The sequence below is a fragment of the Lysinibacillus sp. HST-98 genome, from assembly GCF_016757845.1.
Classification (GTDB): domain Bacteria; phylum Bacillota; class Bacilli; order Bacillales_A; family Planococcaceae; genus Lysinibacillus; species Lysinibacillus capsici.
Genome location: NZ_JAENHX010000001.1, coordinates 1,031,431 through 1,054,516, shown reverse-complemented (window position 1 = coordinate 1,054,516; position 23,086 = coordinate 1,031,431). Strand labels below are relative to the sequence as shown.

Sequence of the window (23,086 nt, the reverse complement as noted above, 5' to 3'; positions counted from 1 at the left end):
GGAGTACAAATTCTCTCGTCCCTTCTATAAGAAAGGGGCGAGTTTTTTTATTTTTTAAATATTTCGTCAATTATGATGAAGAGCAGCACGATCAATTGAAGGAGGAAAAAAAATGAGTTTTAATCATGAACAAATTGAAAAAAAGTGGCAGCAATATTGGGCTGATAACAAAACATTTAAAACTGAAAATGAAACAGCGAAGCCTAAATTTTATGCATTAGATATGTTCCCTTATCCATCTGGCGCAGGACTACATGTAGGCCATCCAGAGGGGTATACGGCAACTGATATTCTATCACGCTTTAAACGTATGCAAGGCTATAATGTACTTCATCCAATGGGCTGGGATGCTTTTGGTTTACCAGCTGAGCAATATGCACTTGATACAGGGAATGATCCAGCTGAATTTACAGCTAAAAATATTGCGACATTTAAACGTCAAATTCAAGAGCTAGGCTTCAGCTATGATTGGGATCGCGAAATTAACACAACTGATCCAGCGTATTATAAATGGACACAATGGATTTTTATCCAGCTTTATAAGAAAGGTTTAGCTTATGTGGATGAAGTAGCTGTTAACTGGTGTCCAGCACTTGGCACGGTATTAGCTAACGAAGAAGTAATTGATGGGAAATCAGAGCGTGGTGGTCATCCAGTAGAACGCCGACCAATGAAGCAGTGGATGCTTAAAATTACAGCCTATGCTGATCGTTTAATCGATGACCTAGAAGAAGTTGATTGGCCTGAATCTATTAAAGATATGCAACGCAATTGGATTGGCCGTTCAGAAGGGGCAGAAGTGACATTTGCCATTGATGGTTCAGATCAAAACTTCACAGTTTTCACAACACGTCCAGATACATTATTTGGTGCTACATACTGTGTGCTTGCACCAGAGCATAAATTAGTGGAACAAATTACAACAGCTGACCAACGCCAAGCTGTTGAGGCTTATTTAGAGAAAGTTAAAATGAAATCGGACCTAGAGCGTACAGATTTAGCGAAAGAAAAAACAGGCGTATTTACAGGTGCTTATGCAGTGAATCCGATTAACGGTAAAAAAGTGCCAATTTGGATTGCTGACTATGTGTTAGTGTCTTATGGTACAGGTGCTATTATGGCGGTGCCAGCGCATGATGAACGAGACTATGAATTCGCAACAGAATTTGGCTTAGACATCGTTCCTGTCCTTGAAGGTGGAGACATCAGTAAAGAAGCATTTACAGGTGATGGTCAACATATTAACTCTGAATTCCTGAATGGCTTAAATAAAGCAGATGGCATTGCGAAAGCCATTGAATGGTTAGCGGAAAAAGGTGTAGGGGAGAAGAAAATTTCTTATCGTCTACGTGACTGGTTATTCTCCCGTCAGCGTTATTGGGGTGAACCAATCCCAATGATTCATTGGGAAGATGGCACGATAACGCCAGTTCCAGAATCAGAATTACCATTAATGCTACCAAAAACAGATAATATCCGTCCATCAGGTACTGGTGAATCACCATTAGCAAATATTGATGAATGGGTAAATATTGTCGATCCGGAGACAGGTAAAAAAGGGCGTCGTGAAACAAATACAATGCCGCAGTGGGCAGGTTCGAGCTGGTACTTCCTACGCTATATCGACCCTACAAATACAGAGGCGATTGCAGATCCAGAGTTACTAAAACGTTGGTTACCAGTGGATATTTATATTGGTGGTGCGGAGCATGCTGTATTGCATTTACTATACGCTCGCTTCTGGCATAAAGTTCTCTATGATTTAGGCGTTGTTCATACAAAAGAGCCATTCCAAAAATTATTTAACCAGGGAATGATTCTAGGTGAAGGTAACGAGAAAATGTCTAAATCTAAGGGCAATGTTGTCAACCCAGATGAAATCATTACGTCACATGGTGCCGATACATTACGTTTATATGAAATGTTCATGGGCCCACTAGAGGCTTCTGTTGCATGGTCGACAAATGGTTTAGATGGAGCACGCCGCTTCCTAGACCGTATCTGGCGTCTATTTGTCAATGAGGAAGATGGCGCAATTTCAGCAAAAATTCAAGTATCTAACGATCAATCACTTGAAAAATCATACCACCAAACAGTGAAAAAAGTGACAGAGGATTATGAAGGCATCCGCTTTAACACAGCTATTTCACAAATGATGGTCTTTATTAATGATTGCTATAAAGCTGATGTGATTCCAACGACTTATGCTGAAGGCTTTGTGAAAATGCTAGCTCCAATCGCTCCGCATATTGCAGAAGAACTATGGCAGCTATTAGGACACGATTCAACACTTTCATATGAGCAATGGCCAACATATGATGAAGCAAAGCTTGTGGATGATGAAGTAGAAATTGCAGTACAAGTTGCTGGTAAAGTACGTGCTAAGATCGTCGTAGCAAAAGATGCTTCAAAAGAGGATATTGAAAAAGTAGCACTTGCCGATGAAAAGGTTCAAGAATACATGGCAGGAAAGAGCTTAGTGAAAATCATCGTTATTCCAGGCAAACTTGTCAATATTGTCGTAAAATAAAGAGATATAAAGTAAAAATGTACATTACTAAATTCAATTTTAGTAATGTACATTTTTTAATTTGGAGTAACCTTAAGCAATAAAAAAGGACTGCACCCCTCTATCTGAGTGCAGTTAAATAGTTCCTGAAACAATTTAAATAATCAATCCCACAATAATAGCTGTTAGGATACTTACGAGTGTAGCGCCGTACAACAACTTTAAACCAAATCGAGCAACGACATTCCCTTGCCTTTCATTCAAACCTTTTACAGCTCCCGAAATAATTCCGATTGATGAAAAGTTGGCAAAAGATACGAGGAATACAGAAATAATACCTAATGTACGTTCACTCATGGACTCGGCAACATCGCCAAGGTTAATCATAGCAACAAATTCGTTTGTCACTAATTTGGTTGCCATAATACCGCCAGCAGCAACAGCATCTGCCCATGGGATACCCATTAGGAAAGCGACTGGTGCAAAGATATAGCCTAATATTTCTTGGAACGATATACCAATTATCATATCGAATAGTGAATTGATTAAATCCATTAATGCTACGAAACCAATAAGCATCGCCCCAACAATGATGGCTACTTTAAAGCCATCCATAATATATTCGCCAATCATTTGAAAGAACGCTTGCTTCTGTTCATCTTCAATTGTTAAGATATCTTCTTTTTCATCCACAGTATATGGATTAATGATGGAAACAATAATAAATCCACCAAACAGGTTTAATACAATGGCTGTAACAACATACTTTGGCTCAATCATCGTCATATAAGCCCCCACTACTGACATCGAAACAGTCGACATAGCAGATGCGCATAATGTATACATTCGTTGAGGTGCAATCTTATCTAATTGCTTTTTAACAGTTATGAACACTTCTGATTGACCTACCATAGCAGAAGCAACAGCATTATAGGATTCCAACTTCCCCATACCACTTACTTTACTTAAAAATAAGCCTACCCATTTCATTAGAAAGGGAAGAATTTTAAAATGCTGCAAGATCCCAATCAGAACAGATATAAAGACGATCGGTAATAAAACTGCTAAAAAGAAGGGTGATTCTCCTTCATTTGCTAAGCCACCGAAAACAAATGATATACCCGCATTTGCATAGGACAATAAGTGATCAAATACTTTGGTGATTCCTTTAATTAGCACATAGCCAACTGTTGTATTAAGTAATAAAGCTGCCAATAAAAATTGGATGATCAACATAACTGCTATATATTTATATTTTATTTCTTTTTTGTTTTTACTCATTAATAAAGCTAAGGTAAAAACAAGTAACAATCCACAAAGGGAAATTAAGTATCTCATAAGTTCCTCCATAAGTATCTGTGATTTTTTGTCCTGATGTTCCAATTTCAGAAGAACAGCTAAAGATCTTAATTAGTCAGACGTCAGACAAACAATCTCACTATAACAGTTTTTTCGCTAGTTATTCAATAGATAATAGAAAAAAAGTATGCGACATGGCATACGAATAAATTCAGTGTAAAAAATGTTCGTTCTATCTTTGGTAGTGACTATCCATATTTATGGTTGCCAGAATAATTCAAGATAAAATACCCTTTTATTGTGTGAAGATTTTTTCATTTTATGTCCATCGTGTTAATGCAACTTTTTGGATTTTTTTGAAACCAACTAAGATTGGGTTACGACTATAGAGTGAATGTGAATAGGAGGTGTTTGGGTGAGTGAGCATTTAGCGACCATTATGCAAGAACACGGAGAATATTGCTTACGAGTGGCTTATCTTTATGTAAAGGACTGGGCAATAGCTGAAGAAATAGTCCAGGATGTCTTTTTTTCTTATTATCGGCAACAGGATCGCTTTGAACAAAGAGCATCTCTAAAAACCTATTTAGTTAAAATAACTGTACATAAAAGTCATGATTATTTACGAAGCTGGAAAAATAAACGCCATCAACTTTTTGAAAAATTGCATATTGGTGCAAGTAAACGAACACCAGAAACGATGCTATTAGCACAGGATGAACGGACAACCTTAACAAATGCTTTATTTGAGTTACCTATTACTTATAGAGAAGTCGTCATTCTTTATTATTATCAGGAATTAAAGGTTAGAGAAATTGCAGATATTCTTACATGTGCAGAAAATACAGTTAAAACCAGATTGCATCGGGCAAGGAAAATGTTACAGGAAAAATTAGTGAATAGTGAGTGGGAGGTGTTAATGGATGACAACTTTTAAAGAGAAATTGGATCAAGAACTTGGCGAAGCACCACGATTTACACAATCCTTACAGGAGGATATTTTACGGCAAGTGCGGAAAACAAAAAAAACAAGACGCTGGACATATCCCTTGATCATCATAGGCACGATTGTCATGTTTCTATTGATAATAGAAATCGGTCCATTAGGGCAGATAGAGCAAACGCAACATGCTTCAATTGTTCAATTAGCACAGCAGCAATCAATAAAAAAATATACAATGATTTATAATTCGGATGAGGAGATCTTTAAGGCTGGAAGACCTGGGTTTGTCATTGGACAACGGGTAATGGAGCAAAGTTCAGAAAAAGAGTTATTACATCAACTATTACAGCAAGCTACAATGACACAAATGAATGAGCGTACCTTTTTTAGATTACAACGTGATGTCTGGGTAGAGTTTGAAAAAGGGCAGGTTATGAAGCTGAAAATGTTCATAAACGAGGAGGATATCGGAATTGTTGATTATGACAACCATTCATTTTATAAAGTAGATAATAAAGAGCTGGCCAAGGCTTATTTAGATCTTGCTCTCAAAGAAGATGCTAAATTGGGAATGTCAGGTTTAATCGTTATGCTAGTTATTTTTCTAGCTATCCAAATGCTTGGCGATAAACTAATGAGGAAAATGTTTAATATACCAAAGGAGTATGTCAATAGTCATCATAGACGTGCTGTTTGGGCTATTAAAATTTTGAATATCATTATGCTTCCGCTATTCATGTTAAAAGGGTGGATTTTATTTTCTATCATCATCGGAGGATATTTAGCTGTCATCCTTTTCAGCTCTATTTTTGTCGACTATTACTATGGCCGAGAGGAGAAAAGACATTATCTTTCTATTAGTTCAGCCTTTATCGGAGTGCTATCCCTAATCCTATTCATTTATTATATTAGTTAAATAAACGAATAAACCTGAACCCGAATCATCTCGAGTTCAGGTATTTTTTTCTATCGTTTCAGTCTGAAGCATTAATTGATAAATACTCGAGATCATAAAGCTGGTAGCTAATCCGTAAAGCGTATTAAAGCTTAAACCAACACCAATTCCAATGATCATGGAAAGCAGGATGACAAGCCAACTATGCTTATGAACATGGCGATTCGTAAATAAAAGGATTAACACAAACGGTAGCATGGTAATGTGCAGAAAGGCAAAAGAATAAATAACACCTAAAATCGTTAAATCGATAGATAAGAAACAGGTGAATAAAATAATCATCAGGCCAACCAAATAGAAATAATAGGGTCTTTTCGTCACAAAAAAACGTTTCGTTGCCCGCATGTCTACAAGCAAGGTTGTGATAATGGCTAATAGGACAATGACGAGAAAAGCAAATGTCAGAAAGCCTGGTTGCACTTCATATAAAAACGTAAAAATCAGTACTTGGAATTGGCCAAATGATCCGCTGTATAGGGCAATCATTAATATTGCCGTAAATGATAGCGTTAATAACGCTAAAATTACACCTGAGGAAAACAGACTGCTACGTACTTTTTTTGGTTTTATAAAGGCAATTAAATACCATGTTGATTTATCAAAAAATACTTGTCCTAAAACGGCTAGTTGAATAATGACATAGAACAGCAGAATTTCGCTATTTTTAAAATAAAATAAATAAGGGTGATATAAGCGAATACCCTCATATACTGTGCTTGCCCCATTTAGTACAAAGTAATAAATAGGGATAAAAATAAGTAATGAAAAAAGAGCAATAATAAATAAAATTTCCAACCATAGTATACTTTTCACTGACATGATGCGGTCAAGAAGTAAGATGCCGATTAAAAAGAAAAAAAGTGTTATAGGGACTGGAATATTTAACATAATTTCAGACAATACACTAATGCTTATTAATTGAATAAGCCAAAGTTCAATACCTGTTAACAAGTAAAATAGACGTATAACCTTTAAATTCATTCCAGACAATTTACGCTGTATGGTAAAGAGCAAAAAACTTTGTGTATGCTGATTTTGTGTGTAGTCGCTCTTATTCAACAATGAGCCAAGTATGATAAACGAAATAGCTGTTGCTAATGTATAACAAATGCCCGCCATAAAACCAAAAGAAATAAGGGCTGAAGGAGAGGACAATAATAAATTACCATTAATCCATCTCGCTAAAAGAATAATGACTCCTGCTGCTGTGCTTAAACTTGCAAATGGAACAAGCAATGAAAACTTCCTTAACATACTATCTAAAGACCTTTACTCATTTTAGAGGATTTATATTGACGTGGTGATTGATTATATTTTTTCTTAAACGCAACACTAAAATAGTGCTGACTATTAAAACCACAGCTCTCAGCAATTGCAGACATACTTGTGTCAAGATTTTCATTGATTTTCTTTACAGCCATTTCTAGGCGATAATTATTAATATATTCATTAATGCCAATAGACTGCTCCTCCAAAAATTTACGACTTAAATAGCTCGGATTCAAATGAATTTTTTCAGCAATAATATTGAGACTCAGTTTTTCATAATAGTTTTCATGAATATAGGAAAGTGCGCTTTGAATCGCATCATGGTTAGAACTCCACACCTTATATTTCTCCACAATAGCATCTAATTCACTTGCAATGACTGGTTTTGTAAGATAATCCTTTACCCCGATACGCAATGCTTGTTGGGCATATTCAAAGGTTTGATAAGCTGTTACCATGATGATGTCTACCTCATAAAGCGCTTTTAATTCCTTGCTCAACGTGATTCCATCTTTCCCAGGCATTTGAATATCCAAAAAGGCGATAGTCATACGGTTCTTCTTAGCTAATTGCAGAGCTTGTGAGGCATCTTGGGCAGTATGGAAGGTCCAATTCGGAAAATGTGGCTTTAATAAATAAATCATTTGCTCAAGCTCTAATGGCTCATCATCTGCGATTAAAATATTCATGGTGAGATTCTCCTTTCTCCTTCCAGTTGATAGAATGCCTAAGCAGGAACATGGATGGTAACGATGTAATGCTGTTCATTGTTTTGAATCGAGAATAAAATATTTTCTAGCCCATAGATAAGCTCAAGCCGTTTTCTAATATTTTCGAGCCCATAACCTTGCTGCAGTTCGTCTACTACCTGTTCAGTAGTCATTTCTATTTTTTCTAAAGGCTGTGTATTTTTAATTTCAATTAATAAGCTATTATCCATTTTTTTGATTGTAATGGATAGCTCTGCAGGTCCTATATGTTTTTCAAAGCTATGTTTATAGGCATTTTCAATAATGGTCTGCAGAATAAAAGGTGGTATTTGGACGGATAGTGCTTCATCATCAACATATTTATTTACAGTCAAACGATGGCCAAATCGCAATTGTTGAATATTTAAATAACTATCGACAAATTGTATCTCGTTCTTTAACGCAATTAACACCTCATGATTATTGTATTTAAATTTAAAAAATGTTGCCAATGCCTCAATGCCCGCAACCAAATCTTCCTTCCGATTGATGCGAGCTAGGCTTAATAATGAATTTAATGCATTAAAAAAGAAATGTGGCTGTATTTGCTGATTCAACTGGAGAATATTTGCTCTTTGTAAATCCTGCTCAAGCTCTAAATTTCTTTTTTCCTCCTCAAGGCTATCGATTTGCTTTTCGAAAATAAATATAAAAGTAAGCAGAAAAGCTCCAATAATTGGAGCAATTACACATAGGAGAATATATATGTTGAAGGTTTCTGGTTGTAACATAATGACCTCTCCGTTTATTTTGTAAGTGTAAGATACATTAAACTAAATTTTCTGCGAAATGGCAAGCTACCTTATGTGTTGCAGTGATCGCTCGTAGTGTTGGCACTTCTGCTTTACATTTATCCGTCGCGAATGGGCAACGTGTGTGAAAGCTACAGCCAGTAGGGGGACTAAGAGGTGATGGTAAGTCACCTTTTAAAATAATACGCTCCTTACGATGCTGTTTATCAATAACAGGTATAGAAGAAAACAGTGCTTTTGTATAAGGATGATGTGGCTGAGTAAAAAGGGAATGCTTATCAGCAATTTCTACGACCTTTCCAAGATACATCACCATAATACGGTCTGAAATATGTCGAACAACACTTAAATCGTGTGAGATAAATAAAAAGGTTAAATCTAAATCTCTTTGTAGTTGTTTTAGTAAATTTAATATTTGAGCTTGAATGGAAACGTCTAGGGCAGAAACAGACTCATCACAAATAATAATTTTAGGATTAACAGCAAGGGCTCTGGCAATACCAATACGCTGACGCTGACCACCCGAAAATTCATGTGGATAACGCTCTAAGTATTCAGGACGTAACCCGACAAGAGACATTAATTCAATCATGCGTGCTTCTTGATGCTCAGGTGGTACAATTTTTTGAATAGACATGGCCTCTGTTAACATTTTACGAATCGTTCTTCGTGGGTTAAGGGACGCATAGGGATCTTGGAAAATAATTTGAATGTCCTTGCGTGCCGCACGAAGCTCTTTTTTGCTCATATTCACTAAATTTTTACCGAATAACAATACCTCTCCAGCAGTAGGCTCATCTAATCTTAAAATAGAACGACCAGTTGTTGATTTTCCGCAGCCAGATTCTCCAACAATACTGAGGGTCTCACCAGGCATGATGTCGAAAGATACCCCATCCACAGCTTTTACAACCTGCTGTGGACCGAAGAGCTTTTCTTTTTTTAAGAAAAAATGCTGCTTTAAATCATTTACTTGTAATAGTGGTTGTGTATGTTGCGCTGTTGTCATACTGTCAGCTCCTTCATAAGTGTTTCTCCTTGCCATTCATTACTGTACATCCAGCATCTTACCTTTTTTCCTTGCTCAACAGTCAAAAGCTCAGGTTGTTGTTCACGACATAAATCCGTAGCAAAAGGGCAACGTTCTGCATAACGGCAGCCAATTGGATAATTATAAGGACTTGGGACAGTTCCGTGAATAGTAGATAATTCTTCTTGGTCTTCATATAGCTTCGGTAATGATTGAATTAATCCATTTGTATAAGGGTGTAGCGGTTTTTCAAAAAGACTTTCTGTTGTGCCTTCTTCTACCACCTGCCCCGCATACATAACAGCAATCTTATCGCAGATTTCTGCTACAACACCAAGGTCATGGGTAATAAAGATAATGCTCATGCCTAGTTGTTTTTGCAGGTTTTGAATAATATCAATAATTTGAGCTTGAATGGTTACATCTAGAGCAGTCGTCGGTTCGTCAGCAATTAACACATCTGGTGTACACGCTAGTGCCATGGCAATCATAATACGCTGTCGCATCCCACCACTTAACTGATAAGGCTCCTGCTTCGCTCTTTTTTCGGGTGCAGGAATTCCAACTAGGCGAATCATATCGACTGCCTTTTGCCATGCTTCTTTACGTGATAAGCCTTGGTGCAATCGAATGGATTCAGCAATTTGCTCTCCAACGGATAACACAGGATTTAAGCTTGTCATAGGCTCTTGGAAAATCATCGAGATTTTATTGCCTCGAATTTTACGTAGCTCTTCATCTGAGAGTTTCAAAATGTCTGTATTATTTAATAAAATTTCGTCATTGATGATTTTACCAGGAGGCGATGGTACTAAACGAAGTAATGACAGGGAAGTCATGGATTTCCCACAACCAGATTCACCAACAATGCCCAGTGTTTCTCCTTTTTGAAGCGTAAAGGATACCCCATCTACAGCTTTGGCAACCCCTTCACTCGAATAAAAATAGGTTTGTAAATTTTTTACTTCCAACACGGTTTCTTGTTTCATCCGTTTATCCCCTCCTTAGTTTAAATCCATTCGTTTATTAAAGAATCGGTACATTATGTCTACAAAAAGATTAATGAAAACAAATATTAATGAGGCAACAAGAACGCCACCTTGTACGACTGGTATATCACGTGTTCGAATGGCATCTACAATCATTCGTCCTAATCCGTTTACAGCGAAAACCGATTCAACTAAAACTGTTCCACCAAGTAAACTACCAAACTGTAAGCCTACTACTGTAATAACTGGAATCAAGGCATTGCGTAATGCGTGCTTTAAAATGATGATGTACCCTTTTAAGCCTTTTGCTTTCGCTGTTCGTATATAGTCTTGGTTTACAACCTCTAACATACTAGAGCGAGTCATACGAGCGACGATGGCAGCTCCACCAGCACCAAGTGTGACAGCTGGTAGAATAATATGTTTGGCACTATCCCAGCCTGCTACAGGAAGCCAGTGTAACTGTACAGAGAATACATACATTAATAAAATTCCTAACCAGAAGCTTGGAAGGGAAATTCCTAATAAGGCGACAACCATTAATCCTACATCCATCAATGAATAAGGACGGATAGCGGAGATAATACCCGCAATAAGCCCCAGAACAATGGTGATTAAAATACTATAAAAGGCTAGCTCTATTGTAATTGGTAATCGGGAGGTAATTTCCTCGAATACTGGTTGATTATTTTTTAAAGAGTTACCCATATCTCCTTGTAGAAGATTTTTAATATAGTCTGTATATTGAACTGCTAATGGTTTATTGAGTCCTAAATTTTCACGTAATTCTGCCACTGTTTCTTGAGAAGCTCCTTCTCCTGCTAAAATAATCGCTGGGTCTCCAGGAATCATCTGCATAATTAGAAAAACAACAAGCGTTACACCAAGTGTCACAGGAATAATTTGAGCTAGTCGTTTTAAGATAAATAATGTCATGTGTCTTCTCTCCTTTAATTTTTCATTCTTGGATCGAGTGCATCGCGCAAACCGTCACCAAATAAGTTAAAGCCTAATACAAGTATAGAAATCATAATACCTGGGAATAGCGCCATATAAGGAGCGGTAAATAGGAAATCTCGTCCGTTAGAAAGCATGGCACCCCATTCAGGAGATGGTGGCTGAGCACCTAAACCTAAAAATGATAGACCTGCTGCAGATAGAATAGCGGTTGCTAAGCGCATAGATGCTTGTACAATAATAGGTGATAAAATATTTGGAAAAATATGCTTAATTAAAATCGTCATATCATTTGCTCCAAGTGTTTTGACAGCATCGATATATTCTAATTTTTTAACTTCCATTGTTGAACCACGTACTATACGAGCAAACATGGGAATAGAGAAAAACCCAACAGCAATTGTGACATTGATAAGGCTTGGTCCCAATGCACTGACAATCGCTAAAGCTAGCAAAATACCAGGGAAGGCAAGCATGATATCTAAAATTCGACTAATAATAGAATCAACCCATCTGCCATAATAGCCAGAAATAAGGCCTAAGAAAGTGCCGATTGTACCGCCGAATAAAACAGCTGAAATACCAACACCAATTGATAAACGGGATCCATATAAAATTCGACTTAAAATATCTCGCCCTTTGTCATCCGTTCCCATTAGATGGTCAACGCTTGGCCCTTGTAATTTTTGATCTAATTGTACGTCGTAGGGATCGTAGGGGGCTAAAATGGGCCCGAGAAGAAACATCAATATATATAGAAGAATGATGATGCCTCCTGCGACAGCTGCTTTATTTTTTTTGATTTTGTTTAGGAAAGAAACAAGATTCTTTTTTCTAGATGCCTTGCGTGCATTCACTAAAACAGAACGATCAATAGTAGTTGCTACTTTATTCATATCGAATACTCCTTTTCTATTTGAGTTGATTTCAATTTAGTGAAAAGCGTAAAGAATGTAAATATTTTATGGCTTATTAGTCAGAAAATTTAAAAAACACGTAAAAATATTAAAAAACAAGTGAATTTTATTTCTTTATAATTCGAAATGTAAGGAACAAATCACACAAGGAGGAAATGTTGATGAAGAAAATGAAGTTGTTTTTATTCATGGCACTAATGACTGTACTTATTCTGCAAGCCTGCTCTACTGCTAGCAATAATAGTACAGAAGGTTCCAAAGAGGGATCAAAAAGCGTAGGAGGAGAATTAGTTGTTCTAAGAGCAGCAGATGCGACAAGTCTTGATCCTCACTTTATTACAGATATTCCATCAGCAAATATTATTCATGGCAAGGTATATGAAACACTTGTCGCTTTTGATAGAGATCGTAAAATTGTTCCATTACTTGCAAAAGAGTGGGAGCAAAAAGATGAAGTCACTTGGACATTTACATTGAATGAAGGCATTAAATTCCATGATGGAGCAGATTTTAATGCAGAGGCTGTAAAAGCGACATTTGACCGAATTCTAGATCCTGCAACTGGATCACCACAGCGTGATAAATTATCTATGATTAGTGAAGTAGTGGTAGATGATGAATATGTTGTAACGTTGAAATTAAAAGAACCATATGCTCCGCTTCTATCTATTTTAGCCAGTCAAGAGGGGAGTATGATGAGCCCAAAAGCGATTGCTGAAGCAGCGGACGAATTAGCAACTCATCCAGTAGGAACAGGCCCATTTGTATTTGAAACTTGGAAATCTGGTCAAGAAATTACTTTAACTTCGAATAAAGACTATTGGGGAACTGTACCGAAACTAGATAAAGTAACATTTAAAGTTGTACCAGAGGATTCTACTCGTCTAGCAATGATTGAAAGTGGAGAAGCACATATTGCTGAACAAGTACCTGTAACAGAGATTGATCGTATTGAAAATTCTTCAACAATGAATTTATTCCGTGCAGAAGGACTAGCTGTAGAATTTATCGGATTCAATGTGAAAGATACGTTATTATCGGATGTAAAAGTACGTCAAGCTATTAGCTATGCTGTTGACCGTGAAGCAATTATTAGCGGTATTTATGATAATGTAGGAACACTTGCAAATTCTGCAATGAGTCCAAAAATTATTGGATATTCTAGTGAAACGAAACCGTATGACTATGATGTAGTGAAGGCTAAAGAATTGTTAAAAGAAGCTGGCGTTCAAGAGGGAACAAAAGTTAAATTACTGACAAGTGACCGTAAAGAGCGTATCAACATGGCGGAGGTTATTCAATCTCAATTAAAAGGAATCGGATTAGATGTTGATATTCAAGTAATGGAGTATGGTGCATTTATTTCTGAAATTACGAAAGAACAGCATCAAATCTTTATTAGTGGTTGGGGTAATGCAACGGGTGATGCTGATTATAACCAATACAATCTATTCCACACTGCATCTATGGGGCCTCCAGGAAACCATTTCTACTATTCAAATCCAGAAGTAGACAAGCTAATTGAGCAAGGGCGTTCCGAAGCAAACCAAGAGGCACGTAATGAAATCTACAAAAAAGCAATGCAAATCGAGTTAGACGAAGCTGTGTATATTCCAGTGCGTAACTATGAGCATTTAGCAGTTTACAGCAATGCTGTAAAAGGTTTCTGGTTAGATGCATCTAACTACACGATGATCAGTGGCGTTGAAATTGTAGAGTAATCAAATTTGGTGATAGACGAAAAAATACCAATTGGGAGGAAACTATGAGTAAACTATTGCTGAAAAATGTGAGATTAGAAGAAGCATATGAGCGCGAAAATGAACACATTGTTGCTACTCGTACAGGTATTTATGATGTTCTAATCGAAGATGGGCATGTTCAACAAGTAGATAAGGATATAGTGGCTGATGAAGATGTAGAAGTAATAGATGCACAGCAGCAACTATTAGTCCCTTCATTCCGAGAAATGCATATTCATATTGATAAAACGTATTTCGGCGGAGAATGGCAGGCACCAAGACCCATTACTAAAGGGATTTTAACACGCATTGAAGAAGAAAGAACACTACTACCTAAACAATTGCCGACAGCTGCTTATCGAGCTGAGGAAATGGTGAAGTGGCTCATTTCCCAAGGACACACACATATTCGTTCCCATTGTAATGTTGACCCACAAATTGGGACAAAGCATATTGAAATGACAAAACAGGTTTTAGCAAACTATCAAGATCAAATCACCTATGATATTGTGGCCTTTCCACAGCATGGCTTATTACGCTCCAATGTAGAGGGACTAATCCGTGAGGCAATGGCGATGGGAGCAACGCTTGTTGGAGGCGTTGACCCATCCATTGTAGATCGCAATATCGAAAAGTCATTGCAAACAACGATGGGTATTGCCCAAGACTATCATGCAGGGATCGATATTCATATTCACACAGCGAACACACTAGGCGAATTTGAATTTTATAAACTGATTGAGTTAACGAAACAGGCGAAAAAAGAAGGTCAAATCACAATTAGCCATGCGATGGCACTAGCTGATTTAGAACAGTCACGTTTAGAAAATTTAGTTCAAGCCATGGCTGAGGTACAAATGGATGTAACAACAACTGTACCAATCGATTTGAACCGTTCGACCATACCAATTCCTTATCTTTATAACAATGGTGTAAAGGTATCAGTCGGACATGATAGCTTAACAGATCATTGGTCACCTTATGGTACTGGTAATACGATTATGAAATTAAATGTCATGGCGGAGAGATTCCGTTTTATTGATGAATATTCATTAAGTCGAGCTTGGAAATACGCCTCGGGCGGTATCACACCATTGAATGATGCTGGAGAACGGGTTTGGCCACAAGTTGGTGATAAAGCGAATATGCTGTTAGTGGATGGCGTGAGCACTGCCCATGCGATAGCAAGAAGATGCCCAATTACTACGGTCATTTCACAAGGCAAAATGATTCACCAACAGGATGTAGGAGAGTTGAAAGGAGAATTCAGATGAAGCACTGGCTGACAAATGTTCTACTTGAAACAGGAGAATATCTAAAGGAAAATGATACAGTTGGAACGAAAGTGGAGCTTTTTCACCTTGAAATTACAGATGGCTTCATTTCGCAAATTGTACCCGCAACAGACGCAATCGATTCTCAAAACGAAGTCACAGATATGAAAGGGAAGCTGCTATTACCTGCCTTTAAGGAAATGCATAATCATTTAGATAAAACATACTTATCTTTACCGTGGAAGGCTTGTGTGCCCGTAAAGAATTTAAAGGAACGACTTGATCGTGAAGCACAAGAGTTATCCGTTCTTGCTACAACAGGTAAACAACGTGCGGCTGCAATGATTGAAAAAATCCTTAAGAATGGTGCGAATCATATTCGTACACATGTCAATATCGATCCATACATTGGATTAAAAAATTTAGAAGGTGTACTAGCGGCATTGGACGATTATAAAGATGTCGTGACATCCGAAGTCATTGCCTTTCCACAGCATGGTCTATTAAGAGATGATGTCCCTAAATTATTGCGTGAAGCTTTACGCAATGGAGCGACGATGATTGGCGGCCTAGATCCAGCTGGCATCGATAACTCGATTGAGCCTTCTCTTTATGAAGTGATGGATATTGCACAGGAATTTAATGTTGATGTCGATATTCATTTACATGATGGTGGGCATGTTGGGTATTATACAATCGATAAATGGATAGATATCGTGGAGGATGCCAAATATCAGGGGAGAACGGCGATAAGTCATGCCTTTTCACTTGGTGATGTATCTATCATGGAGCAGCATAAAATTGCAGATCGTTTAGCACAACAACAAGTGAAAATAATGTCGACGGTGCCATTTGATTTGCGACGATTAATTCCACCAATTGAATTACTAGCAGAGCGCGGCGTGGATGTCCACTTTGGTTGTGACGGCTTTTATGATTCTTGGAGTCCTAATGGCTCAGGAGATATTTTAGAAAAAGCGACTACTTTTGCAGACATTTCTCGTAAACTTGACGAACGTTCGATTCGACAAACATTAAAATATATTACAAATGGTATCACACCATTGGATGCAAATGGTCAAAAGGTTTGGCCGAATGTGAAGGACGAAGCAAGTTTTGTATTCTTTGACGCAGTTTCAAGCGCTGAAGTTATTGCACGTAAACCATCCAACCGAGTGGTTATGTCTAAAGGTAAGTTTATCAACAAAGCATAAATCTAAATCCCCCTTATTTAGATAACATAGCAAACTAGAAATTTTCTAGTTTGCTATACTTATGTTTTAATAGAAAAGATGAATAAAGGAAAGTAGATTTACCATTACTTATGTAGAAATCTCTTTATTTGCGGGTGTGATAAAATATGAAACAACTAACAATCTATATGATTTTATTTAGCTGTGTATTTTTTTGGGCTAGTAACTTCATTATTGGCTCTATTTTAATAGACCATTGGGATCCTTTAACAGTCGCCATTTTTAGATTGATTGTCATTGTTCTGTTTTTAGGAAGTATTAGTTGGAAAATAATTTTCCGAACAACATTTACAAGAAATGATTTATTGTTATTGATCCTTGCAGGAATACTAGGCGTTTCCATTAATCACTATAGCTTTTATGCTAGTCTCCAGCACACTTCTCCTATCACTGCCGCTTTAATATTAGCCTGTGCACCGATTGTTACATCTCTACTGAATAAAATGATCTATCATGAATCACGGAACGGCATTTTTTGGCTAGGTGCAATACTTTCATTTGTTGGTGTTGGCCTCATCATTACAAAAGGGGCACTTATCACCATTTCAATCGGTATGGGTGAAGTGTTGAGCTTAATTACAATGCTAAGCTTTGCTTTGTTCCTCATTATTGTCAATCATCTTAGTCAGAAAATGTCAGCCCAGTCGATTACGTTCTATACAAATTTAATAGGTTTACTGGTGCTCGTGCCGTTTTCATTTACTATTTTGCCGCAGACGAATTGGCAAGTTGCAATGCCCTATTGGTTTTTGCTCATTTTATCAGCGATTATTATCCACGGGGTAAGCAATTTAATATGGAATCAAAAAATGAAGGAGGTTGGCTCAACAAATGCGTCACTGTTGTTAAACTTTGAGCCAGCTATAGCCATGCTATTGAGTGCGGTATTTTTAAAACAATTCCCTACAAGTGTTCAAATATATGGCTCTTTATTAATTTTAGTAGGAATTTTGTTGTGTATTTATTATAAAGAAATGAAAGCAATTGTCCTTGTAAAAAAACAATGAATTAGCAAAAAAAGAGATGCTCATTTTTTGAGTACATCTCTTTTTTGCTGTTTCTGTAGCGAATTTAAAATAAATAGGTATGTTATTGGCAGAAAAGCAGTAATGATTACGATACCATGCCACTGAAATAATGACCAAACAGGGCTTAGTATTGTACTTCCAGAGGCCACCCCAAGGTAATAAGCGACCAGATATAGACTAGAGGCGCTTCCTTTTTGATAAAGAGCTAGCCGACTTACCAATGAGGAAGTTAATGCATGAGCAGTAAAAAAACCTAAACATGCTAGACAAAGTCCAATTACAATAATGAAAAGTGACTTGCTTAATGTAAAAAGTATTCCCACAGTTAATAAACAAACACCAAATGTTCGAATGGTATTTAATCCAACTTTTCCTGCAAGTGCATTAGCAATAGGCGAACCAATAATACCTAAACCATAGGCTAAAAAGATAAAAGAAATGCTTTGTAAAGATAATAGAAAAGGAGGCGCTGTTAAGTAATAGGGAATAAATGACCAAACCCCAGTAAAGGATAATTGTAAAATAACTCCTAATCCAAAAAGTATTAATAATTGAGGGTTTTTCAAATGGAACCAAAAGCCTTGTAAATCTTGTTGAATCGTACGCTGTTGTACCGAAAAATTTTTGGATTTAGGTAGCATCCACCAGACAATTACCATAACGATGCACCCCATAATGGCTAATGAAACAAATGCCATTTTCCATGATAAATATTCAGTGATATACCCCATCATGAGTCTACCAATTGTTCCGCCTAGTGCATTACAAGAAATATACAATGCAGTGGCAAAGCCCATTGATTGTTGATCAATTTCTTCACTAAGATAGGCAAGTGCTGCTGCAGGTACACCTGCAATAGCAAAGCCCTGAATAAAGCGTAATAAAATAATAGTAGAAAAAGTATCAGTTAGTGGCATGAAAAAAAAAGGTATGACAGTAAAAACTATGGATAAATGAATGAACAAAACTCTTCCATAACGATCTGATAAAAAACCTAGCACGATTAATCCAACAATTACTGATAGAGTAGTCATAGATACGGATAGACTTGCAACGGATACAGAAATATGAAATTGCTCTGTAAAGAAAGGGAGCAGGGGCTGAACAGAATACATTGCAGCAAAGACAAAAACGGAAGCCCCGCCCAAACTAATGACAATTGTCCAAAAAGAGCGATCTCTTATTGAATAACCCTTTGTATTTATACCCATCTTAAAGCCTTATTTCATTTGCTCTGGTAACCAGAGAGAAAGTTGTGGGATTAAGACAACAAGTGCTAAGAAGATAATCATTAAAATGATAAACGGTATAACGCCTTTTACCACTTCCCCAAGTTTTTCTTTTGCTATCCCACTTACCACAAAGAGATTCAATCCAACTGGTGGTGTGATCATACCTAATTCCATATTAATCGTCATAATAATGGCAAAGTGTAATAGATTGATATCGAAGTGTGCAAGAATTGGCAATAATATTGGTAAAGTGATTAAAATAATAGAGACAGCTTCTAAGAACATACCCATAATAAAGAACAAAATATTGACAATGATCATAAAAATCCACTTATTTAAATCACTTTCAGCAATCCATGCGCCAACTTGTTGTGGTACTTGTGCATTAGTTAAATAAAGCCCAAATAAAGAAGCGGCACCTATTATTAAGAAAATCATAGCGGTAATATTAATAGATTCTACTAATACTTCGCGGAAATCCTTTAGCTTCATTTCACGATAGATAAATAAGGATACAATAAGGCCATAGAAAACTGCAATCACCGCTGATTCAGTTGGTGTCACAACTCCTGAATAGATTGTTCCTAAAATTAAAAAAGGTAAAAAGGCTCCCCAAATGGCTTTTAAAGATTTACGCCCACGTTCTTCCCAAGAAGCTGGTTGATCTCCATTAAATCCATTGCGTTTCGCATAAAAGATGGCAGCAATAATTAAAATGCCTGTTAAAGCTAATCCAGGAAGAACCCCAGCCATAAATAATTCACCAATTGATTGCTCCGAGGTGATACCATAAATAATTAATGGAACACTCGGTGGAATTAAAATTCCTAATGTACCACCTGCTGCAACAAGTCCCATCGAATAACGTTTTTTATAGCCTGCTGAAATCATTGCAGGGATCATAATAGAGCCGATTGCTGCTGCTGTGGCAGGTGAAGAGCCTGAAATAGCGGCAAAAATAGCACAAGCAACAATTGTAACAACTGCAAGACCACCTGGCAGGTGACCAATCCATGCACGTAAAGCTTCAATTAAATATTTTGATATTCCACCGCGCGCCATTAATACGCCAGCCAACACGAATCCAGGGATGGCCATCATAGGGAAGGAATCTAATGCAGTAAAAATGCGCTGTGGAATCATATTCATATTAAAATCTATTTGGAAGAACACTAGAATTGTTGATAGTGCTAAGCTAATAGCAACAGGAACTCGTAGAAATAATAGCAAAAAGAAACTAAGTAAGAGGATTAGCATATTCTTCATCCTTTCCTCGTAGAATATTAACTAATCGTTCTACGAATCTTAGTAAAAATAAAATACCTGAAAGAGGTAGGACTAAATAGACAATCCACATTGGAATCCCTATATCAAGTGAAACCATACCAGATGTATAGCGATTTTCCACTAAAACAAAACCATAGTACGTGTAAATTAAGCAAAAGGCGATGCTCAAACCTGTTGCTACTAAATCTAATAGACGTTTTTTTGATGGCTTTAACTTGTCATATAGAATATCCACCTGTATATGCTGATTGTGGCGAAGAGCTAACCCGAACCCCAAAAATGTACCCCAAATTATAGAATAGCGTGCTAATTCCTCTACCCATGCTTGTGGTTCATTGAATATGTAGCGCATAATAACCCCATAAAAAATGAGTACAACACCTGCTACGAAAAAAATTCCAGCAAGAATTTCTTCTAAGTAGCCCCATATTTTATAAACGGTCTTCATGTTGTTGCCTCCTTTATTTAAAGTTAAAAACGGATGCTTTTATTCCCACTGTAAATGTTGCAGTTTGAAGTGAGCTTCTTAGCACCCGTTTGTAAGTAAGCGATATACTAATAAAATTATTGATATTGACGATAAATCGTCTACTACAGTGCAACTTCCTAACAAAGAATACCCAAGAAGTTGTTACGATTTTCTTACATCAACCAATTGTTGGAATAGTAAGTTTTTTTAAGAACTCTGTTTATTTTAAATCACGAATACCATTAATGAGTTCTTCTGTGATAACATCAGTAAACTCTTCATAAACTGGTTCCAGTTGTTTTTTGATGGCTTCTTTTTCAGCATCTGATAGCTCAATGACTTCAATACCAGAGTTTTTAATGTTTTCGAATGATTTTTCGTTTTCTTCCGCAGCTAAATCCCAAGCTAACGTTGTTGCCTCATTTAATGATTCTTCAACTGCTGTCAATAGCTCCGAAGGTATTTTTTCCCAGAATGTTTTGTTTACAAAGATGGCATAGTCTAGACGACCATGTTCAGACACGGAGAAGTACTTTTGAACTTCTTGATATTTTTGAGTATCAAAGTTATTAAATGTGTTTTCTTGTCCATCTACTGTTCCTTGTTGTAAGGCAGCGTATGTTTCACCAAATGCAATTGTCGCAGAACCAGCATTCAAAGCTTTAAACTGCGATTCTAAAACTTTACCTGCTTGTGCTCTGAATTTTAGTCCTTTAAAATCGTCCACTGTCACAAGTGAGTGTTTGTTATTGGAAAAGTGTTTAAAGCCATTTTCCCAGAAAACGAGACCTTTAATATCGTTAGCTGCTAGTTGGTCAGATTCTAGAATCAGTTTTGCAACATCTGAATTAAAGAACTTACGAGCATGCTCTTGATTTTCAAAAAGGTATGGCATATCAACATATTGCCAACGAGGATCGATTTTTACCATTTTCGTTACAGAAGGAGCAATCATATGCACATTTCCTGATACTAAGGCATCTAATTCATCGTTATCTCCATAAAGTTGCGAGGATGGATAAACCTCAACTTTCACTTTACCCTCTGTTTTTTCATCTACTAATTTTGCAAATGCCTCAGCTGCTTTACCTTTAACACTATCAATTGAAGTTACATGCGAGAATTTAATAACAAGAGGTTTTTCTTTGGTGTAGCCACCATCTCCCTCAGCTGCTGGAGCAGAAGCTTGTTCTTTTTTGTCGCCACCACAAGCCGCAAGTACTAGTAAAAGCAAAGCCATGAATGACATGAAAAGCCATTTTTTCATTCTATATCCCCCTAAAATATATATTTATAGTTAAAAGGGCAACCTTTTAAACCCTAGCTAATGAAATTGATTTTTAGGAAGTGCCTCAATATATTTAAAACCATAATTTTCTGTATAATAGTCGTATACAGGTTTAAAGGCGTTTTCCCAATCCTCTATTTCTTCCTCCGTTAAATAATGAATTTGTATGCATTGACATGCTTCCATTTCCTGAAGTCTTTCTGCACTTAAATTCTCTGCTTGTTGCCACTCCCATGTTTGTACTTCCTCAAGAGTATCAATCAAAAGCTCCTGTACATTTTTAGGGAGGGAATTCCAAAATTCATTATTCATTAATAACAAATAGCCTAGATAGCCATGATTACTAATAGTTAAGTAATCTTGAAGTGAATGTAGATTTTTGCTTGTAATATTAGTGAGCGTATTTTCTTGCCCATCAACATTGCCTTTTTGTAGTTGATGGAAGACCGTATTAAAATCGATTCGTCTAGGATAGGCACCGGCAATGGAAAATTGCTCGGCTAAAATATCACTTGGCATTATTCTCATGCGTAAGCCTTGTAGATCAGTTAAGTTTTGGATGGGACGAATACTATTACTTAACTGTTTAAAGCCACTATCCCATATGCCCATCGAGATTAGATTGTGTTTATTTAATCTCTTCATTAATGATTGTCCAACTTCGCTTTCAACATATGTATGAACTTCTTGTGCATTTTTAAATGCATAAGGTAAATCCATGACAGACCATTCGGGTACAAACGTAGTAATTTTTGAAATGGCAGGGGCAATCATCTGAATATCTCCTCTTAAAAGAGCATTCATCTCCTCACCATCCTTGTACAGTACGCCATTCGGAAAAACTTGAATCTCTACATGACCATTACTTCGTTCCTTAATAAGCTCCGCAAATTTAATTGCTGCCATTCCTTTAGGTGTGTTTTCACCAACAACATGTGAAAAGCGAATGACAATTTGTTCTTCATGACTTAATTGCTCATTGTCAGTTGGATAGGTTTGCTGTTGACAGCCTATAAGGATGGTTAAAAAACATAAGTTTAAGAAAAGTACTTTTATAGGGTTACGCCACATGTCAATTCACTCCTAACTGTATAAGATGTGAACGCTTTCTATTGTATTTTATACGAATAAATATTCAATATTA

20 protein-coding genes and 1 other annotated feature (1 of these 21 cut by a window edge) are annotated in these 23,086 nt (G+C 36.8%); of the genes, 7 read left to right on the top strand and 13 right to left on the bottom strand.

From position 1 onward, the window contains the following. Window positions 1-26, top strand: a binding site (T-box leader) (it extends 185 nt beyond the left edge of the window). A gap of 86 nt (window positions 27-112) precedes the next feature. Next, window positions 113-2,530, top strand: coding sequence for a leucine--tRNA ligase (gene leuS / locus JIN86_RS05215; RefSeq protein ID WP_004226007.1), 2,418 nt, complete (start codon window positions 113-115; stop codon window positions 2,528-2,530). 135 nt (window positions 2,531-2,665) lie between these two features. Here leuS and JIN86_RS05210 read toward each other — a convergent pair whose 3' ends face one another. Then, window positions 2,666-3,847 carry a NupC/NupG family nucleoside CNT transporter gene (locus JIN86_RS05210; RefSeq protein WP_301281691.1) on the bottom strand — a complete coding sequence of 394 codons (1,182 nt, stop codon included), beginning with the start codon at window positions 3,845-3,847 and terminating at the stop codon, window positions 2,666-2,668. Window positions 3,848-4,223: 376 nt separating this feature from the next. Here JIN86_RS05210 and JIN86_RS05205 point away from each other — a divergent pair, with 376 nt between their 5' ends. After that, the gene (locus JIN86_RS05205; RefSeq protein WP_202341382.1) at window positions 4,224-4,745 is read left to right on the top strand and encodes a sigma-70 family RNA polymerase sigma factor; all 522 of its coding nucleotides are present in this window, start codon (window positions 4,224-4,226) and stop codon (window positions 4,743-4,745) included. Beyond that, the gene (locus JIN86_RS05200; RefSeq protein ID WP_202341381.1) at window positions 4,732-5,667 is read left to right on the top strand and encodes a DUF4181 domain-containing protein; all 936 of its coding nucleotides are present in this window, start codon (window positions 4,732-4,734) and stop codon (window positions 5,665-5,667) included. The genes JIN86_RS05205 and JIN86_RS05200 overlap by 14 nt, the downstream gene beginning before the upstream one ends. A 36-nt stretch (window positions 5,668-5,703) precedes the next feature. Here the strand turns inward: JIN86_RS05200 and JIN86_RS05195 are convergent, their stop codons facing one another. From JIN86_RS05195 to JIN86_RS05165, 7 genes are read right to left on the bottom strand one after another with little or no spacing between them, the layout of a single operon-like run. Next, window positions 5,704-6,942, bottom strand: coding sequence for a hypothetical protein (locus tag JIN86_RS05195; RefSeq protein WP_004226025.1), 1,239 nt, complete (start codon window positions 6,940-6,942; stop codon window positions 5,704-5,706). A gap of 23 nt (window positions 6,943-6,965) precedes the next feature. Beyond that, complete coding sequence (locus JIN86_RS05190) at window positions 6,966-7,664, bottom strand: response regulator transcription factor (protein WP_202341380.1); 699 nt, start codon at window positions 7,662-7,664, stop codon at window positions 6,966-6,968. A gap of 38 nt (window positions 7,665-7,702) precedes the next feature. Further along, window positions 7,703-8,455: a sensor histidine kinase gene (locus JIN86_RS05185; RefSeq protein ID WP_202341379.1), complete on the bottom strand. Its 753-nt coding sequence runs from the start codon at window positions 8,453-8,455 to the stop codon at window positions 7,703-7,705. A 37-nt stretch (window positions 8,456-8,492) separates the two neighbouring features. Continuing rightward, window positions 8,493-9,485: an ABC transporter ATP-binding protein gene (locus JIN86_RS05180; protein ID WP_202341378.1), complete on the bottom strand. Its 993-nt coding sequence runs from the start codon at window positions 9,483-9,485 to the stop codon at window positions 8,493-8,495. Continuing rightward, window positions 9,482-10,495, bottom strand: coding sequence for an ABC transporter ATP-binding protein (locus tag JIN86_RS05175; RefSeq protein ID WP_202341377.1), 1,014 nt, complete (start codon window positions 10,493-10,495; stop codon window positions 9,482-9,484). Before JIN86_RS05175 ends, JIN86_RS05180 begins: the two co-directional genes overlap by 4 nt. A gap of 15 nt (window positions 10,496-10,510) precedes the next feature. Then, window positions 10,511-11,431 (bottom strand): nickel ABC transporter permease, encoded by a 921-nt coding sequence (gene nikB, locus JIN86_RS05170; protein WP_004226032.1) that lies wholly within the window; start codon window positions 11,429-11,431, stop codon window positions 10,511-10,513. Between the two features lie 14 nt (window positions 11,432-11,445). After that, on the bottom strand, window positions 11,446-12,348 hold the full coding sequence (locus JIN86_RS05165) for an ABC transporter permease (RefSeq protein WP_202341376.1): 903 nt from the start codon (window positions 12,346-12,348) through the stop codon (window positions 11,446-11,448). A gap of 182 nt (window positions 12,349-12,530) precedes the next feature. Here JIN86_RS05165 and JIN86_RS05160 point away from each other — a divergent pair, with 182 nt between their 5' ends. The 4 genes from JIN86_RS05160 (at window position 12,531) to JIN86_RS05145 (ending at window position 17,645) form a co-directional block, all read left to right on the top strand. Beyond that, window positions 12,531-14,090 (top strand): glutathione ABC transporter substrate-binding protein, encoded by a 1,560-nt coding sequence (locus JIN86_RS05160; protein WP_202341375.1) that lies wholly within the window; start codon window positions 12,531-12,533, stop codon window positions 14,088-14,090. Window positions 14,091-14,134: 44 nt separating this feature from the next. Further along, on the top strand, window positions 14,135-15,385 hold the full coding sequence (locus tag JIN86_RS05155; RefSeq protein WP_202341374.1) for an amidohydrolase family protein: 1,251 nt from the start codon (window positions 14,135-14,137) through the stop codon (window positions 15,383-15,385). Next, complete coding sequence (locus tag JIN86_RS05150; protein WP_202341373.1) at window positions 15,382-16,599, top strand: amidohydrolase; 1,218 nt, start codon at window positions 15,382-15,384, stop codon at window positions 16,597-16,599. Before JIN86_RS05155 ends, JIN86_RS05150 begins: the two co-directional genes overlap by 4 nt. Before the next feature lie 146 nt (window positions 16,600-16,745). Then, a complete protein-coding gene (locus tag JIN86_RS05145; RefSeq protein ID WP_202341372.1) occupies window positions 16,746-17,645 on the top strand; it encodes a DMT family transporter in 900 nt (299 codons plus the stop codon). Between the two features lie 20 nt (window positions 17,646-17,665). Here the strand turns inward: JIN86_RS05145 and JIN86_RS05140 are convergent, their stop codons facing one another. The 5 genes from JIN86_RS05140 to JIN86_RS05120 form a co-directional block, all read right to left on the bottom strand. Further along, window positions 17,666-18,877 (bottom strand): MFS transporter, encoded by a 1,212-nt coding sequence (locus JIN86_RS05140; protein ID WP_202341371.1) that lies wholly within the window; start codon window positions 18,875-18,877, stop codon window positions 17,666-17,668. Window positions 18,878-18,886: 9 nt separating this feature from the next. After that, window positions 18,887-20,155, bottom strand: coding sequence for a TRAP transporter large permease (locus JIN86_RS05135; protein WP_004226042.1), 1,269 nt, complete (start codon window positions 20,153-20,155; stop codon window positions 18,887-18,889). Beyond that, entirely contained in the window at window positions 20,136-20,633 is a 498-nt protein-coding gene (locus tag JIN86_RS05130) for a TRAP transporter small permease (protein ID WP_004226043.1), read from the bottom strand. The genes JIN86_RS05135 and JIN86_RS05130 overlap by 20 nt, the downstream gene beginning before the upstream one ends. Before the next feature lie 241 nt (window positions 20,634-20,874). Next, the gene (locus tag JIN86_RS05125) at window positions 20,875-21,921 is read right to left on the bottom strand and encodes a DctP family TRAP transporter solute-binding subunit (protein ID WP_004226044.1); all 1,047 of its coding nucleotides are present in this window, start codon (window positions 21,919-21,921) and stop codon (window positions 20,875-20,877) included. 57 nt (window positions 21,922-21,978) lie between these two features. Further along, window positions 21,979-23,013, bottom strand: a complete 1,035-nt coding sequence (locus JIN86_RS05120; protein WP_004226046.1) for a DctP family TRAP transporter solute-binding subunit — start codon at window positions 23,011-23,013, stop codon at window positions 21,979-21,981. Window positions 23,014-23,086: the final 73 nt, after the last annotated feature.

Bases quoted from the DNA above. Each gene is read 5' to 3' on its own strand.
- leuS (WP_004226007.1), top strand. From the start codon at position 113: ATGAGTTTTAATCATGAACAAATTGAAAAAAAGTGGCAGCAATATTGG.
- JIN86_RS05210 (WP_301281691.1), bottom strand. From the start codon at position 3,847: ATGAGATACTTAATTTCCCTTTGTGGATTGTTACTTGTTTTTACCTTA.
- JIN86_RS05200 (WP_202341381.1), top strand. From the start codon at position 4,732: ATGACAACTTTTAAAGAGAAATTGGATCAAGAACTTGGCGAAGCACCA.
- JIN86_RS05190 (WP_202341380.1), bottom strand. From the start codon at position 7,664: ATGAATATTTTAATCGCAGATGATGAGCCATTAGAGCTTGAGCAAATG.
- JIN86_RS05185 (WP_202341379.1), bottom strand. From the start codon at position 8,455: ATGTTACAACCAGAAACCTTCAACATATATATTCTCCTATGTGTAATT.
- JIN86_RS05180 (WP_202341378.1), bottom strand. From the start codon at position 9,485: ATGACAACAGCGCAACATACACAACCACTATTACAAGTAAATGATTTA.
- JIN86_RS05175 (WP_202341377.1), bottom strand. From the start codon at position 10,495: ATGAAACAAGAAACCGTGTTGGAAGTAAAAAATTTACAAACCTATTTT.
- nikB (WP_004226032.1), bottom strand. From the start codon at position 11,431: ATGACATTATTTATCTTAAAACGACTAGCTCAAATTATTCCTGTGACA.
- JIN86_RS05165 (WP_202341376.1), bottom strand. From the start codon at position 12,348: ATGAATAAAGTAGCAACTACTATTGATCGTTCTGTTTTAGTGAATGCA.
- JIN86_RS05160 (WP_202341375.1), top strand. From the start codon at position 12,531: ATGAAGAAAATGAAGTTGTTTTTATTCATGGCACTAATGACTGTACTT.
- JIN86_RS05155 (WP_202341374.1), top strand. From the start codon at position 14,135: ATGAGTAAACTATTGCTGAAAAATGTGAGATTAGAAGAAGCATATGAG.
- JIN86_RS05150 (WP_202341373.1), top strand. From the start codon at position 15,382: ATGAAGCACTGGCTGACAAATGTTCTACTTGAAACAGGAGAATATCTA.
- JIN86_RS05145 (WP_202341372.1), top strand. From the start codon at position 16,746: ATGAAACAACTAACAATCTATATGATTTTATTTAGCTGTGTATTTTTT.
- JIN86_RS05140 (WP_202341371.1), bottom strand. From the start codon at position 18,877: ATGGGTATAAATACAAAGGGTTATTCAATAAGAGATCGCTCTTTTTGG.
- JIN86_RS05135 (WP_004226042.1), bottom strand. From the start codon at position 20,155: ATGCTAATCCTCTTACTTAGTTTCTTTTTGCTATTATTTCTACGAGTT.
- JIN86_RS05130 (WP_004226043.1), bottom strand. From the start codon at position 20,633: ATGAAGACCGTTTATAAAATATGGGGCTACTTAGAAGAAATTCTTGCT.
- JIN86_RS05125 (WP_004226044.1), bottom strand. From the start codon at position 21,921: ATGAAAAAATGGCTTTTCATGTCATTCATGGCTTTGCTTTTACTAGTA.
- JIN86_RS05120 (WP_004226046.1), bottom strand. From the start codon at position 23,013: ATGTGGCGTAACCCTATAAAAGTACTTTTCTTAAACTTATGTTTTTTA.